Origin of the sequence: Roseovarius sp. B08 (assembly GCF_051417955.1) — a bacterium.
Classification (GTDB): Bacteria; Pseudomonadota; Alphaproteobacteria; order Rhodobacterales; family Rhodobacteraceae; genus Roseovarius.
Map to the genome: position 1 here is coordinate 3,238,078 of NZ_JBPRLW010000001.1, position 12,665 is coordinate 3,250,742.

At 65.1% G+C, this 12,665-nt stretch carries 17 protein-coding genes; 7 read left to right on the forward strand and 10 right to left on the reverse strand.

Annotated elements, in window-relative coordinates; genetic code table 11:
• Positions 1-25: 25 nt before the first annotated feature.
• From ACSQ76_RS16430 to ACSQ76_RS16440, 3 genes are all read left to right on the forward strand, one after another.
• Positions 26-232 (forward strand): cold-shock protein, encoded by a 207-nt coding sequence (locus ACSQ76_RS16430; RefSeq protein WP_306127803.1) that lies wholly within the window; start codon positions 26-28, stop codon positions 230-232.
• Complete coding sequence (locus ACSQ76_RS16435) at positions 229-465, forward strand: hypothetical protein (protein ID WP_306127802.1); 237 nt, start codon at positions 229-231, stop codon at positions 463-465. The genes ACSQ76_RS16430 and ACSQ76_RS16435 overlap by 4 nt, the downstream gene beginning before the upstream one ends.
• Before the next feature lie 315 nt (positions 466-780).
• The gene (locus ACSQ76_RS16440; protein WP_437157437.1) at positions 781-942 is read left to right on the forward strand and encodes a hypothetical protein; all 162 of its coding nucleotides are present in this window, start codon (positions 781-783) and stop codon (positions 940-942) included.
• Positions 943-1,282: 340 nt separating this feature from the next.
• Here the strand turns inward: ACSQ76_RS16440 and ACSQ76_RS16445 are convergent, their stop codons facing one another.
• Positions 1,283-2,197: a LysR family transcriptional regulator gene (locus ACSQ76_RS16445; protein ID WP_437157438.1), complete on the reverse strand. Its 915-nt coding sequence runs from the start codon at positions 2,195-2,197 to the stop codon at positions 1,283-1,285.
• A 76-nt stretch (positions 2,198-2,273) separates the two neighbouring features.
• Between ACSQ76_RS16445 and ACSQ76_RS16450 the strand changes: the two genes are divergently transcribed.
• On the forward strand, positions 2,274-2,999 hold the full coding sequence (locus tag ACSQ76_RS16450) for an NAD(P)H-dependent oxidoreductase (protein ID WP_437157439.1): 726 nt from the start codon (positions 2,274-2,276) through the stop codon (positions 2,997-2,999).
• Between the two features lie 180 nt (positions 3,000-3,179).
• Here the strand turns inward: ACSQ76_RS16450 and ACSQ76_RS16455 are convergent, their stop codons facing one another.
• Positions 3,180-3,737 (reverse strand): DUF5946 family protein, encoded by a 558-nt coding sequence (locus tag ACSQ76_RS16455; protein ID WP_437157440.1) that lies wholly within the window; start codon positions 3,735-3,737, stop codon positions 3,180-3,182.
• 12 nt (positions 3,738-3,749) lie between these two features.
• On the reverse strand, positions 3,750-3,893 hold the full coding sequence (locus tag ACSQ76_RS16460; protein ID WP_437157441.1) for a PhzF family phenazine biosynthesis protein: 144 nt from the start codon (positions 3,891-3,893) through the stop codon (positions 3,750-3,752).
• Here ACSQ76_RS16460 and ACSQ76_RS16465 point away from each other — a divergent pair.
• On the forward strand, positions 3,852-4,028 hold the full coding sequence (locus ACSQ76_RS16465) for a hypothetical protein (protein WP_437158258.1): 177 nt from the start codon (positions 3,852-3,854) through the stop codon (positions 4,026-4,028). The two genes, ACSQ76_RS16460 and ACSQ76_RS16465, sit on opposite strands and share 42 nt — an antisense overlap.
• Before the next feature lie 21 nt (positions 4,029-4,049).
• Here ACSQ76_RS16465 and ACSQ76_RS16470 read toward each other — a convergent pair whose 3' ends face one another.
• The 6 genes from ACSQ76_RS16470 to ACSQ76_RS16495 all read right to left on the reverse strand — a co-directional run bounded on the left by ACSQ76_RS16470 (position 4,050) and on the right by ACSQ76_RS16495 (position 7,674).
• Positions 4,050-4,445 (reverse strand): hypothetical protein, encoded by a 396-nt coding sequence (locus ACSQ76_RS16470; protein WP_437157442.1) that lies wholly within the window; start codon positions 4,443-4,445, stop codon positions 4,050-4,052.
• 15 nt (positions 4,446-4,460) lie between these two features.
• A complete protein-coding gene (locus ACSQ76_RS16475) occupies positions 4,461-5,138 on the reverse strand; it encodes a GNAT family N-acetyltransferase (RefSeq protein WP_437157443.1) in 678 nt (225 codons plus the stop codon).
• 8 nt (positions 5,139-5,146) lie between these two features.
• A complete protein-coding gene (locus ACSQ76_RS16480; protein WP_437157444.1) occupies positions 5,147-5,668 on the reverse strand; it encodes a GNAT family N-acetyltransferase in 522 nt (173 codons plus the stop codon).
• Positions 5,669-5,840: 172 nt separating this feature from the next.
• Positions 5,841-6,443 (reverse strand): GNAT family N-acetyltransferase, encoded by a 603-nt coding sequence (locus ACSQ76_RS16485; RefSeq protein WP_437157445.1) that lies wholly within the window; start codon positions 6,441-6,443, stop codon positions 5,841-5,843.
• A gap of 110 nt (positions 6,444-6,553) precedes the next feature.
• Positions 6,554-7,462, reverse strand: coding sequence for a homocysteine S-methyltransferase family protein (locus ACSQ76_RS16490; protein WP_437157446.1), 909 nt, complete (start codon positions 7,460-7,462; stop codon positions 6,554-6,556).
• Between the two features lie 47 nt (positions 7,463-7,509).
• Positions 7,510-7,674 carry a hypothetical protein gene (locus ACSQ76_RS16495; protein WP_437157447.1) on the reverse strand — a complete coding sequence of 55 codons (165 nt, stop codon included), beginning with the start codon at positions 7,672-7,674 and terminating at the stop codon, positions 7,510-7,512.
• Positions 7,675-7,765: 91 nt separating this feature from the next.
• Between ACSQ76_RS16495 and ACSQ76_RS16500 the strand changes: the two genes are divergently transcribed.
• A complete protein-coding gene (locus tag ACSQ76_RS16500) occupies positions 7,766-11,362 on the forward strand; it encodes an AAA family ATPase (RefSeq protein WP_437157448.1) in 3,597 nt (1,198 codons plus the stop codon).
• Between the two features lie 230 nt (positions 11,363-11,592).
• The gene (locus tag ACSQ76_RS16505) at positions 11,593-12,096 is read left to right on the forward strand and encodes an ASCH domain-containing protein (RefSeq protein WP_437157449.1); all 504 of its coding nucleotides are present in this window, start codon (positions 11,593-11,595) and stop codon (positions 12,094-12,096) included.
• Positions 12,097-12,264: 168 nt separating this feature from the next.
• Here ACSQ76_RS16505 and ACSQ76_RS16510 read toward each other — a convergent pair whose 3' ends face one another.
• Positions 12,265-12,654 (reverse strand): hypothetical protein, encoded by a 390-nt coding sequence (locus ACSQ76_RS16510; protein WP_437157450.1) that lies wholly within the window; start codon positions 12,652-12,654, stop codon positions 12,265-12,267.
• Positions 12,655-12,665: the final 11 nt, after the last annotated feature.

Below are 12,665 nucleotides of genomic sequence, written 5' to 3' on the forward strand. Positions count from 1 at the left end.
AGCACCCAAACAGGAGTACACGGATATGGCCAATGGCACCGTGAAATGGTTCAACTCAACCAAAGGTTTCGGATTCATTCAGCCGGAGAGCGGCGGCAAGGACGTGTTCGTTCACATCTCCGAGCTGGAGCGCGCTGGCATCCGCGGTCTGGATGACGGCCAGAAGGTCAAGTTCGAGACCGAGACCGGCCGTGACGGGCGCGAGTCCGCCAGCGCGCTGGAAATCGCATGAGCTTTTCCCTCGAGGACGTCTTCAAGGAGGTCCCGCCGCAAACCGGCAATGGCGGGCGGCACCTGACGCCTTCCAGCGTTTTCAAGAACGCGCCAGTTGCGCCAGTCACCCGGCTGGACAAGACCACAGCGGCGGCCAGAGAGATACTGGAAGCCGAGGCCAACGAACGGGTGGAAAAGAGCGCCAAGCTCAAACTAGCCCGAGAGGCACGCGACGCAGGGCTTTCCCGGTAAGGGATCGCCCGCGGTCGCGCGTCCCCTGATCGTGCCAGAAACGCTTCCGACCGGCTCACGCGATGGTCGGGAGCGGCGAACACACCGCAATCGGAGCAGCCTCTGCCACTGACAACGCACCGGCTGCTGGTTTGGCCTCACCGAGTCCTTTGCCGAAGACCGGGATCACGGCCTCGACGCGGGGCGTGATCGGGACGCGTTGTCAGAAAATTCGACAAAACGCGCCGCACGCTGCGCCGCGAAGACCAGGCACGGCAGCTCCGGTTCCCATGCGAACCCGGGCGGCTTCAACGCATTCAAATGAAAGTAGAAAAAATGGGATATTCGACCCCGAAGAAACAACTGGACCTGAAGGAATTTCTGAGCGAGCCGGCCAAGAAGTTGCCTTTCCGAAAGTTCGGCATGCGCAGCGCGCCGATCAAGCCCGGAACAGGGTCCAAAAGCCGCCCGGCGCAGACCGACTCCACCGAAAGCTGAGGCCCGCACGTCTGCCGTTAGCGGCAGCGACTGGCGCATTTCCGCGTTCATCAAGGAGTTCTGACAGCGATGCAGGACAACCCTCGCGACGGACAGCGCCCGGTGTTTTTGTGCGCCTTTGCCTCGGTCTCGGTTCAAACGCTTCCCACCGCTTAGACCCGAGAAAAGCTGCCAATGCAGCAATGCAGGCTGCGACCGAAGCATCTTGATGATAGAGCGAAGGACCGGAATGGGCCCTGAGCGACGTCCGCTGCTGCCTGCCGGATGTCCGACCTGCTGCGACGCCGCGTGACGGCTTTGAGCCCGTCTTGCCCGTTCCCTGGACAGCAGGGAACGGCCGCTACTCGGAGCCGTCAATCGTTTCAACCAAGTCTGCCCGTGCGGTGCCGAAGAAATCGAGCACGGCGCGAATGCGGGCGGTATAGCGAAGGTCGGGATGGGTCAGCATCCAAAGGTCCGCGGCGAGGTCGTCGACCTCCATAAGGCGTTGCAGGTCAGCATCCGGTTCGGCCAAATAGTACGGCAGCAGCGCGACGCCGATGCCGGCACGGACCGCAGCATGCATACCCAGGACGCTATCCATCCTGCAGATGCAAGATCGTTCACACCCGCGCTTTCGCATCCATAGGTGAAGCTGAGGATAGGCCATCGACGTGCTCGGGCCGATCCAAGGCAGGCCTGACAATTCCCGTCGATCAACCTCGCCGAGGCCAAGCGACCGCGCCCCGTAGATGGCTTGCCGGATTCGGCCGAGGCGGCGTCCGACCAAGTGCTCCTCGGGCGACGCCGCGGGCCGGATTGCAATATCCGCCTCCCGGACGGAGAGATCGGCAATCTCGTTCGATACAGCGACCTCGAGCACGATCTCGGGTTCCGAATGCCGCAAACGGGCAATCTGAGGTGCCAGCAGGCCGTGTAGCAGCGTGTCGGTCGTCGCCAGGCGCACGATACCCGAGGGCCTCAGGTCGCGGCCCGCCACGCGACGCTCGGTCACGATGGCGAGGTCTTCCATCTCGCGCGCGGTCTTCGCGACTTCTTCCCCTGCGGCCGTCAGGCGATACCCCGTGCGAAATCGCTCAAAGAGCCGCACGCCAAGCTTCTCCTCGACCGCGTTGATCCTGCGGAACATGGTCGGATGGCTCGACCCGGCCCGATGCGCCGCGCCTGAAAGCGAGCCCGCTTCCGCGATCCGGAGTACGGTCTGGTAGTCGTTCCAGTCGAGCCGATTGTTCATCTGTGAAATCCCGATATGCAATATCTTTAGGTGACATAGCAGAAATGAAAGCCCAGTGTCAGGTCAAGCTCCGAAAAGGATCAAGGAAGACACGCAGATGCACACCCATATCGTTCATGCTCATCCCGAGCCGGCCTCATACAACGGCGCCCTCACGCGAGTGGCCGAGACCACGCTCGAAAATCAGGGCGCCACCGTCACGACAAGTGACCTTCACGGATCGGGCTTCGACCCGGTCGAGAGCGCGCAGCACTACGCGGACCGCGTGCAATCGGACCGGTTCGCGCCCCTTGCCGAGCAACGCCACGCCTGGCACGCCGACAGCTTGCCCGAAGACATCCTGAAGGAGATCGGCCATCTCGAACGCGCGGATCTCGTCATCCTTCAGTTCCCGCTCTGGTGGCATGGCCCGCCTGCGATTCTCAAAGGGTGGATGGACCGCGTCTTCGTGAGTGGAGGGCTCTACACCAGCCGGATGCGCTACGGCACGGGCTACTTCAAGGGACGACGCGCCCTTGTATCCGTGACCACCGGCGCGCCGCGCGCCGCCTTCGGCCCAGCAAGCCGGGGCGGAGATTTCGAAACGATGCTCTGGCCAGTGCAGTATTCGTTGCACTACATGGGCTTCTCGGTTCTGCCGCCGTTCATTTCCTATGGAGTGCAGGGGCATGGCTACAGCTACGAAGACCAAAGCAGCCTGGAAGAGAGGCTGAGGGGAAACCTCGCAGCCTGGTCTTCACACCTCACATATCTGGGGGACGTCGAACCGCTTTGCTTCCCTGACTGGCCCGACTGGAACGAGGACGGCAGCGCAACCGGTTAGGGACGCCCATCGCCGGGTCCGTAGGCTGGAAGTGATTTCGATCAAATGCGGCGTATCGGTTCATGCCACCACTTTCCGCGCAGACACATAACACGGCGATGTTCCGCGTATGGTTCAGGCGCTGATTCCAACGCGCCAGCTCTTCTTCGAAGAATCTACGATGACCTTCCTCGAATGGCGTCAGTTCTTCCGTCTCGTCGAGGGCAGACGCTTGGCCCGAGGCTTCAAATCCCCTCTTCTCTCGGCAATCCATTCTCGAATGTACTCGTGGTGCTCGGCCCAGTCGTTCCACGTCGCGGCAGCCCAATCGCGGACCTTCCCGGCGTGATGCGCTGAGCCGGCGAATGGCGCAACATCCGCAGCGGTCTCGGTGAAGCGGGCCGGCGGCTGCAATTGTTTCAGGGTCTCCTTGTACTTCGAGAGGCCGAGCATCACGTCGTTCGTCTCACGAGGGGGGCGCGGATCGGCGAGTTGCAGGCACAGACGTGCAAGGTGCAGACCGACGGATTGGATCCGGCGTCTGTCACTGCCCTCTCCCGGGTGCTGAACCGCGTAGGTATCGACGGTCAGGCGATGCGTGTCACGAAGTGACGGCTGGCTATACTCCGGCGCAAGAATGCGGTTGAAACGTTCGAAACAGGCCGGCGAGGATGTCATGTAGGCATGAACCGGACCATCGATGTCCCTGAGGACTGCGCCGCAACCGGGGCAACGCGAGGTGTCGGTGTGCCTGCTCATCTTGGCCGCCTTTCAGGGAACCTCGGCCTCGGGCGAGAAGTAGCGCACCCTCCACCGGCCGTCGCCCTGCCGGGCGGCAAAGACGGTTTCGGAGTAGCCGACCTGGGCCGCGAGATGCTGCATTTCGGCATCCGCGGGCAATGCATCCGCGATCATCACGCCGGCGGGGTTGCCACCGGTTTCACCAAGAGAGAATGCCGCATAACGCCCGATCGCGGAAAGCGGGTCGAACTGGCCGTCGAAGGCGTCGATCGTTTTTCAGTAAGTTTCATAGGAATTGATCCTTTGTGAGTGTGTCGAAAAGCCGGGATGTCAATCGGATGCGCATGCCTGTTCTCTTCGCGAAAGACGCCATCCCCAAATGCCGGTCACGAAAATTCCGACATTTCCCGCAAGGTCCAAAAGCATCCAAGTGTTCAGAACCGGCTCGATCAGCCAGAACCAGATATTGAAGGCAAAGAAGGGGACCGAACCGACCAGCCCGAAGACGAGGAAAGTCGTGGGAGTAAATCGGGCGGTGGCAATGATCGTGCCGCACAGCACCGCCTGCGCGCCGAAACAGCCCATTAGGAAACGCGCTTGTTCGGTCGCGGTCGCGAGCTCGGGGCGGAAGGTGACGCGCACCACCATGCCCGGAAACAAAAGGCACCACGCGCCCAGGAAAAGAAAAATCGCGGCAAGACAGATTTGCAGCGTTCTGGAGGTCATCGGGTTATTCCTTGTTCAGTCTTCGGCAGTAATTTGCGTGTCGGTGCTGCCGACTTGACTGTCAGCCACATCGCGGCGGTGAACCGACCCACCGTCGGCTCGCACCCCTGTGATGCTTCGGGTCATGAGAAGCGCGTCACCTTCCGCGTAGTGCAAATCCGGGTGCGGAACGATGGGCCGCCGATCCGCGACGCGGAAACCGACGCGCTGGTAAAAGTCGACTGCGCGCGTGTTTCGCTCGAAGCAGATGAGTGACAGGCGCGGCAGGGCGCGGGTGAAAGCCAGGGCCTCGACACAGTCGAGAAGGGCGACTCCGATCCCGTGAGATCGGAACGGAGCATGCACGGCAAGGCCGGAAATGTAGAGCGAGCCCGGATCTTCCAGCGCCGCGTAGGGAGCGAGCACCGGGTCCGTTTCCGGTTCCTCTGCGTCCGTTTCCGGCATCTCGAAGGCGTGGACCATTCCGGCGATCTGTTCGCCCAGAGTCGCAAGCAGGCAGTTCTGATAGGAAAAGGCGGTTCCGGTACGGGCATAGCGGGCGGCACCGACCGCTTCGAGCGTCGTGCCTTTTCCGGCCAGCCTGCGCCAGATATATGTCGCCAGCCCGCCCGACGAGATGAGAAAGAGCCGGGCGATCTCGGCGGCATCGCGTTGTTCGGCCTGCCGGATCTCGAATTGCGTGTTTGTCTCCATGAGTCTGCCTAACCTTGATCCCGTGACCGCGATGGCGAGGGTATGTCGCGCGACACTCTGATGCGCATGTGAAAATTGTGGATCCGGGAGCCGCCAATCTCGTGCTCTTGGCGTGAGACGCAGGTGAAGCCGGCCTTCTCGAACACGGGACGCGCCAATTCACTGGCGTCGGAAAACACGTTGGGAATTCCGGCCTCCCGTGCGTGTTTCAACAGCGTTGCGACAAGCGCAGAGCCGATGCCGCGACCCGCGTGCTCGGGATCCACATAGACAAACCGGATGTGACCGGTGTCGGCCAGATCTCCGAACCCGATCGGCTCATTCGCCCCATTGACCGCGACAATGGCGTGCCGACCGTCGGTGTAGAGCTGGTGCAACGTGGTGGCGTCCGGCGCGATGGACAGCCACGCCGCGACCTGGTCAACCCCATAGGCGCGCGGCCCCAGGTGAAGCACGGCCTTGCAATAGATTGCGGCGAGGGCTTCCGCGTCGGAGCTTTCGTAGGGCCGCAGCGTCAGTCCTGATGTCATCGCGGTTGCCTCACCGCCGGGTGGATCGGCGGACACCCCGCCAGGGGGCCCGTGCCGGCGTTCCGGCTTTCAGGAACGCGCCCGGGCGCGATCGGCCAGCAGCCCCTTCGTGGCAGGCGAGGTTTGTCACGGTGGCCCGCCCGGCCAAGATACTGCAGAGCGTGTAAGACGGTCATGGCAGTGCTCCTTTTACCGGGGGTTTGCGGACCATCGCCGTCAGTGGTGGGCAATCGACTATCCTGATTTCTGCCGTCGCCTCGAACCCGTGGCGGGCATAGAGTGCGCGATTGCGCTCGGTCGTCGCCTCGAGATAGGCAAGCACGCCGGTGCGGTCGCAGACCTCGAGCACGGGACGCAGTAGCGCCGTGCCATGTCCCCTGCCCTGCATCTCGGGTCGCGTGCCGAAGACGGGCAGATACCAGTGCGGCTCTTCCGGATGATGTGCGCCCATTTCCTCGATCACGGCGAAAACGTCTGCTTGACGATGCGCCGGAATGGATCGTTCGACAAGCGCGCCCAAGGCTGCCTCGTCCGGTTCGGAGCCGGGCCGAACCCAAAGCGCCGCGGCGGCCGTGTTAAGGGTCAAGGTTCCCTCCGCGAAGGCGGGCGCGCCAAGGGCGGCGGCGAAGTCGGGAAAGTACCGTAGGTAATCCGCGTCATCGGGGTAGAGCCATCGCACAGGCGGGTCCTGTTCAAATGCGCTTTGGATGATGGAAAGCGCTTGGTCGCCGGGCGTGGCCGAGATGGCGTGCGGCGCCAGTGTCGTCTGTATCATTGTCCTGTCCTATGACCGCGTTGCGGCCCTTTGGCGGTTGAAGGTGCCGGCAGGTGCCGGCACCCCATATCATCAGAGGCGGTTCAGGGTGAAGCGCGGTCAGGTTCGGGTCAGGCGGCGTGGATCCCCACGCAGCAATCGGCCATCGCCTCGACATGACGGTGATCGGTCCCGCAGCAGCCGCCCAGAACCGTGAGGTTGGGCAGCAGGCGACGCAGCCGTGCATAGTCGCGACCCAGCTCGGCCGGATTGCCGGCGTCGAGTTCCTCGGCCTCGTCCAGCTCCGCATGGCTGAGACGAGAGGCATTGGCGCGCACGCCACCGATCCGCTTCAGCCAGCCGGAGCCGGCCTCCAGCGCCCCGCGGAAATGGTCGGGATGGGCGCAGTTGACCATGAAGTAGGCGGCGGCGCAGTCGGTACGCGCGTCCGTTTCCTCGAAGGCGCGGCCCAACGGGGTGCCGTCGGGCAGACGGCCGTCGGTCTCCACCGTATAGGCCACGACCACCGGCAGCCCGGCCTTCTTCGCGGCCCGGATCACGCCGATGCCCTCGGCGACCGTCGATAGTGTCACGGCGGTCACCATGTCCGCGTCGGTCTGGGCGAACCAGCCGATCTGTTCGGCGTGGTAGTCCTCGGCCTCGGCGGCGGTCATGGCGGTGTCGGGCCGGTAGCCGTCGCCGCGCGGGCCGATGTTGCCCGAAATCACCATCGGCCGGACCGACCCGCGGGCTCCGCGCAGATCGGACAGCAAGCCGATCGCCGCACGGTTGATCCGCGCGAGGTCCTCGGGGCTGTGCCCCAGCTGCGCGCCCCAGTCGCGGCTGGCGCGCCAGGTCGGAGCCTCCAGCAGGAAGCCGGTGCCGTGGTCCGCGGCGATCGCGATGTGGCGGCGATAGTAACGCTCCAGCGTCTCACGCCCCTCGGCCGTCTCCATCAGCGGGTAGGCGGCGAAGGCCGGCAGATCGAGGCCATCATGGAAGATCAGCGTCGTTTCCAGCCCGGAATCGGTCAGCAGCATAGTATTATTCAGCTGAGGAAGATTATTGCGATGGGTGGTCATGTGGGTCACCATAGGTTCGAATTTTGAGGAAGCGGCGGAAGACCGGTCGTCTCGTCGAGGGGGTCGATCCGCGGCAGCCCGAACATGCGTGTGATCAGGTCGATGAAAAACTTTGGCTTTTCTGTTCCGGGCGTAATTTCGGATCTTCGGGTTGCAGTGAATTTTGTCATGAGTCGGTTCTTTCAAATTTTTTGATGAGACGGCTTTTGCCCGGTCTGCGTGAATTCAACCGGGGGGCTGGCCGTGAAAGGTGCGTGAAAAATGAGTCTCCGGCTCGAATGTCTGGGCGGTTTCGCGATGACGCGGGACGGTGCGAAGGTACCGCTGAGCGCCCGCAAGCCCCGTATGCTGGCCGGGTTACTGGCGGTTGCGCGGCACCGGACAATGACGCGGCAGCGGCTGGCCGCCTTGTTGTGGGAGGACAGTGACGCCGAACAGGCGCGGGTCAGCCTGCGCCAGGCACTGGCGCAGATCCGCCGTGCCGGGGGCGATGGCTGGATCGAGACGGAGGCCGAGGAGTTGCGCCTTGGTGCGGGCGTGTCATCCGACCTCGACGCGTTTCAGGAGGCACTGGCGCGCGATGATATGGCAGAGGCGGCGCGCCTCTATCGCGGGCCGTTTCTGGAAGGCCTCGACGCGACTGCCTCGGACCTTGCGCAGGCCATCGCGGAGCATCGCGCGAGGCTCGCGACCCTCGCCACGGAGGCGCTGTCACGAGAACTCGATCGCGCGGGCGACAGACCGGAGGCCGCGGCGCTGGCGCATCGGCTGCTGGGACTGGATCCGCTCGACGAGGCGGCACATCGGCGGCTGATGCAACTGGATGCGGCGCGCGGCATGCGCGGGGCAGTGCGGACACGGTATGAAACCTTGGAAGCCGCGCTGCGGCGCGATCTTGGTGCGGCGCCGGCGGCGGAGACCCGCGCCCTCTATGATCGGCTGCGTCGGGGCGCTGGCGCTGCGCCCAGCTCGCCGGGCCCGGACACAACGATCGACACGACGGATACCGCCCCGCCCGGGACGACCTTCCTGCTGATCTGCATGGAGGCGGAGGGCGCGGCCGATCTTGCCCGGCTTCGCGCCAGGGCGGAAGCCGACGGTGCGGTGGAATTGGAGTCCGGCCCGGGCGAGGTGGCGCTCCTCTTCACCGACCAGGCCTTGCGCGACGTGTCGAACACGGCGCTGCAACTGGCTGCCAGCGCGGGCCAGGCGCTGTCCTTCGGGCTCATCGCTCAGGACGCTGCCACACAGGCAACGCCCCGGTCCCATGCCCGGGCGCGGCGGCTCGCGGCGATGGCGGAGCCAGGTGAGGTTCTCGTGTCTGCGGACCTGGCACCGCGTCTTGGTCTGGCAGTCGAAGCGGGCCAGCGCGCCGTCGCCCTGCGCCCGGGCGCGATGCGCAAACGCCCTGACCTGCCGATCGTAGGGCGGGAGACGGAACTGGCGCAGATCGAGGCCGCGATCGCATCGGCCCAGACGGCGAAGACCGGCCTGACAATCCACCTGGCCGGGGAGGCCGGGATCGGCAAGAGTCGCCTGACCACGGAAATCGCCCGCAGCGTCGGCCAGTCCGGGATGCCTGTCACAACCGCCGGGTTCGAGGCGTTCTCAGCCGGATCGCGCCACCTGGCGCAGCGGATCATGGCGGGGCTGCGGGACCTTGCGAAGCCGGTTGACGCGTCCTCGATTGATCAGGCGGTCTGGTCGTGGCTGCACGATGCGGACCCATGCAACGAGGTGGAATTGCGGATGAGCGCGCTCGCGCCCGAGGTGCAGCAAGCGCGGATCGTCGAGGTTCTGGCCGCCGCGCTGACCCGCGCGGCGCAGCCCTCGGGTCTGCTTGTCGTGATCGAGGATTGTCATTGGCGGCCCATGGGCGCGGGCGATTTCATCCTCGACCTGATCAGGCAGCTTCAGGACAGTCGCACCGTCGTTCTTCTGACCGAACGGCCGGGACCACGCAGCCTTGACCGGAGGCTGGCGGTCCGCGCGCGGTCGGGGCTGGTGCGGGTCACCTTGCCACCGCTACCAAAGGCGACGGCCCGCGACCTCGTCCGTGCCGTTGCGCCCGACATCGCCGCTCCAGAAGCGGCCATCGAACGGGCCGCAGGGCATCCGCTGTTCCTGATCCGCCTGCTCGAGGCGAAGTGGAGCGACGGCGCGCTCCCCGCCAGTGTCACCGAACTGGTGCAGGAACAGGTCGAACGCCTGCCCGAGGCCGAGCGGGACGGATTGCGGCAGGCGGCGATCCTCGGCGTCAATTTCGATCCGGCGGATGCCGCCGCGATTTTTCCCGCCACTGCACGGCTGCGATCCAGCGGGGACCTGTTGCACGGGACCGAAACCGGATTGGCCTTCGGTCACGACCTCATCCATCTGGCGATCTACGAGTCCATTCCCGAGCAGACGCGCGGGGATTGGCACGCGCGGGCGGCGGCCCATTTCCGGGGGGCAGCACCGTTCAGCTGGGCCGATCACGCGTTGCGGGCGACGGACGACATCGACGCGGGGCACGCGGCCGTGGCAGCCGCGAACGCCATGGTCGCAGCGCGCCGCTTTTCGGCCGCCATCCCCTATATCGAGTCCGGCCTCGCGCGCGACTGCGATCCCGAATCCCGGGCCGAGCTGCATTCCTGCCGCGCCAGCATCCGTCGCATCCGGGGCGACATGGCCGGGGCGCTGGAGGATTACCGCACCGCCCATGCACTCGCTACCCGGGCCGAGACCCATGTGGCCATGCTGACCCGTCAGGCGCTGGTCCTGCATCGCGTGGGCCGTGGGGAAGAGGCCGACCTCGCCCTCGACGCGGCGGAGGAGATCGCCGATGCCAGCGGGCTTGCCGGCGCGGCACGGGCGGAGATTCACGAACAGCGGGGCAACCGCGCCTTCGTGCGTGGCGATCATGTTGCCTGCCGGACGCATCACGCCGCCGCCCTGGCCGTGGCCGAAGCGGCGGGCGATCCGCGCGGCATCGCCCGCGGCCACGGCGGGCTCGGCGACGCGGCCTACGCCTCGGGCCGGTTCGCCGAGGCCTATCATCACTTCTCCAGGGTCATCGAAACAGCCGAAAGCGCCGGGCTCGGGCTGGTGCGCGAGGAATATCTGTTCATGCGCGGCTTTGCCCGGTTCTTTGCCGACCCCGGCCCGCATGCCTTCCTTCTCGCGGATGTCGCCGTCGACAGCGCCATCCAGTGCGGGGCCGCCCGCACCCAGTCCGTCGCTCGCGAGGTCCGGGCCGAGATGCGGTTGGTCGCCGGAAATCTGGACGGCATGCAGGACGACATCGACGCCATCGACAAGCTGATTTCGGTCCGCAAGGAAAGCCGCATCTCGGCGGATGTCGACATCCTGCGGGTCCAGCTGGCCCTGCGACGGGGCGATCCGTCCACCGCCCGGCGCCTGCTCGCGCCGCTGCTGGTGGGGGCAAAGACCAATGCCGACATCGGCGCGACGGCTTTCGGGCTGAGCGCGCTTCTGGCCCGGACGCGAAAGGAACGCGACGCCGCTCTGGCCCTCGGCCGGACGTGCAGCGCGCACTACGCGCTGTCCCATTCCTTCGTCTGGTTTCACGCCGCGGCGCTGGAATGCGCCGTCCTCGACCGGGATCAGGCGTTGGCCAGGCGGCATATGGATGCGCTGACCGCATTCGCGGGCGACGCCCCCGGCAGCCTGATGGAGGCCTATGTGCGAACCGCCGAACTGGCGCTCTGGCCCGCCACCGCCAGCGATCGACGCGCCCATGCCGACTGGCTGCGGGAGCGCTGCCTTTCCGGCATCGCCGAGGTCCTGCTGGAGGCCGAGCCCCGCCCCCTGCCCGGGATCGAGACCGGACCGCCGCCTCCGGCCGGCGCACCGTGACGGCATGCTCTGGAAGTCTTGCCTCGGCAGGGAAACCGCAGCGCCCGATCGGCATGCCGTTCGGGCCGGCGAGTACGTCAGCCACGTCGCAGTCGATCGCTTCGCCGACAAGTGGCTGATCGGTCATGAAGTTTATCGCCACCGTCACCCGGCACGCGGCGGATCCGACAGGAAATCAGCAGTGACCACGCCAAGGCAGGGCGTTGTAGCGTTGCACGACGAACATCATTGTGATCGAGAGGAACGAGGTGCCCCCGGTGGGGCGCGATTGCTCTGAAAGGCATTACGAGATGGAAAAGAAAGTCGAGGAGTTCTGGCACCGCTTTCTGGCGAGTGACGCGGCGGCCGGTTTCGACAACCCGGTTTTGTATGACGTGATGCGGATAGGTTCCTCCGCCGCCTCGGCCGATCACGGGGCTTCGGTCGTCCTTTCTGGCCAGAAGACAGCAACCTCTTCGCCGCCCAGCGAATACCCGTCCCGCGAGGCATGGCCGTACGTGGGGGCCTTGAGCGTGCTCCTGCGAGGGGACTCCGCGCCGGTCGCCGTCATCGAGACGACGGAGGTCATGCTGCGCCGGCTCGGCGATCTGGATAACGACTTTGCGCAGGATTACGGGGAATGGGACGGCACCGCAAAGACCCTCCGAAAGAACCTCGCCGAATTCTACGAATGCGACGAGAACCAGGACCTGATCTGCGAACGCTTTAGGGTCGTCTTCCGGACAGATACATGAGGCGAGAAGAGGTCCCTAGCAGACCTCCGCAACGGACGTCCCGTCCTCCGCTTGCTTGACGATGAACGCTTTCTGCGCGCCCGTGAACTTCGACGCATTATGCGGTTCCGCTTGTCTCCCAGCCAAGGGCAGCCTGCCAAGGAAAGACAAGAACATGTTCGATCTGCGTCATCCAGGCCTCCCGAGCCCCTCGATCAGGTGAGTGACGCACGCCTCGATCGGCAGGAGGGCGGTCGCGTAGCCCTCTTGCGCGACGATGCGATCTGCCGACTTGGTCAGGACGGCGACTTCATCGGGGGCTTGCTCTTGCAGTCGCGACGCCATTTCACGCAGGAGCTTCATCCGGATCAAAGGCAAGTCCACCGCGTCTGCTTCGGCCAGAACCTTCCGGAGGATCGCAATTGATCCGGCGCCAAGGTGGGGCGCTGCGCAGGCGAGCGCGGCTCGCGCACTGATCTGAGCTATGGTTGCAAGCCTTTGTTCCTCAGACTCCAGGAGTCGTTGCAACGTCTTGTTGGCCGGCTCCGGGTTTTCGGAGTTCAGCGCAAGTTCGGCCAATTCTGCCTCGG

What these genes read in the sequence shown, in the direction of transcription:
- ACSQ76_RS16465 (WP_437158258.1), top strand. Translation starts at nt 3,852, where the DNA reads ATGCTGCATTTCGGCATCCGCGGGCAATGCATCCGCGATCATCACGCC.
- ACSQ76_RS16470 (WP_437157442.1), bottom strand. Translation starts at nt 4,445, where the DNA reads ATGACCTCCAGAACGCTGCAAATCTGTCTTGCCGCGATTTTTCTTTTC.
- ACSQ76_RS16450 (WP_437157439.1), top strand. Translation starts at nt 2,274, where the DNA reads ATGCACACCCATATCGTTCATGCTCATCCCGAGCCGGCCTCATACAAC.
- ACSQ76_RS16475 (WP_437157443.1), bottom strand. Translation starts at nt 5,138, where the DNA reads ATGGAGACAAACACGCAATTCGAGATCCGGCAGGCCGAACAACGCGAT.
- ACSQ76_RS16430 (WP_306127803.1), top strand. Translation starts at nt 26, where the DNA reads ATGGCCAATGGCACCGTGAAATGGTTCAACTCAACCAAAGGTTTCGGA.
- ACSQ76_RS16440 (WP_437157437.1), top strand. Translation starts at nt 781, where the DNA reads ATGGGATATTCGACCCCGAAGAAACAACTGGACCTGAAGGAATTTCTG.
- ACSQ76_RS16435 (WP_306127802.1), top strand. Translation starts at nt 229, where the DNA reads ATGAGCTTTTCCCTCGAGGACGTCTTCAAGGAGGTCCCGCCGCAAACC.
- ACSQ76_RS16460 (WP_437157441.1), bottom strand. Translation starts at nt 3,893, where the DNA reads ATGATCGCGGATGCATTGCCCGCGGATGCCGAAATGCAGCATCTCGCG.
- ACSQ76_RS16455 (WP_437157440.1), bottom strand. Translation starts at nt 3,737, where the DNA reads ATGAGCAGGCACACCGACACCTCGCGTTGCCCCGGTTGCGGCGCAGTC.
- ACSQ76_RS16490 (WP_437157446.1), bottom strand. Translation starts at nt 7,462, where the DNA reads ATGCTGCTGACCGATTCCGGGCTGGAAACGACGCTGATCTTCCATGAT.
- ACSQ76_RS16480 (WP_437157444.1), bottom strand. Translation starts at nt 5,668, where the DNA reads ATGACATCAGGACTGACGCTGCGGCCCTACGAAAGCTCCGACGCGGAA.
- ACSQ76_RS16485 (WP_437157445.1), bottom strand. Translation starts at nt 6,443, where the DNA reads ATGATACAGACGACACTGGCGCCGCACGCCATCTCGGCCACGCCCGGC.
- ACSQ76_RS16500 (WP_437157448.1), top strand. Translation starts at nt 7,766, where the DNA reads ATGAGTCTCCGGCTCGAATGTCTGGGCGGTTTCGCGATGACGCGGGAC.
- ACSQ76_RS16495 (WP_437157447.1), bottom strand. Translation starts at nt 7,674, where the DNA reads ATGACAAAATTCACTGCAACCCGAAGATCCGAAATTACGCCCGGAACA.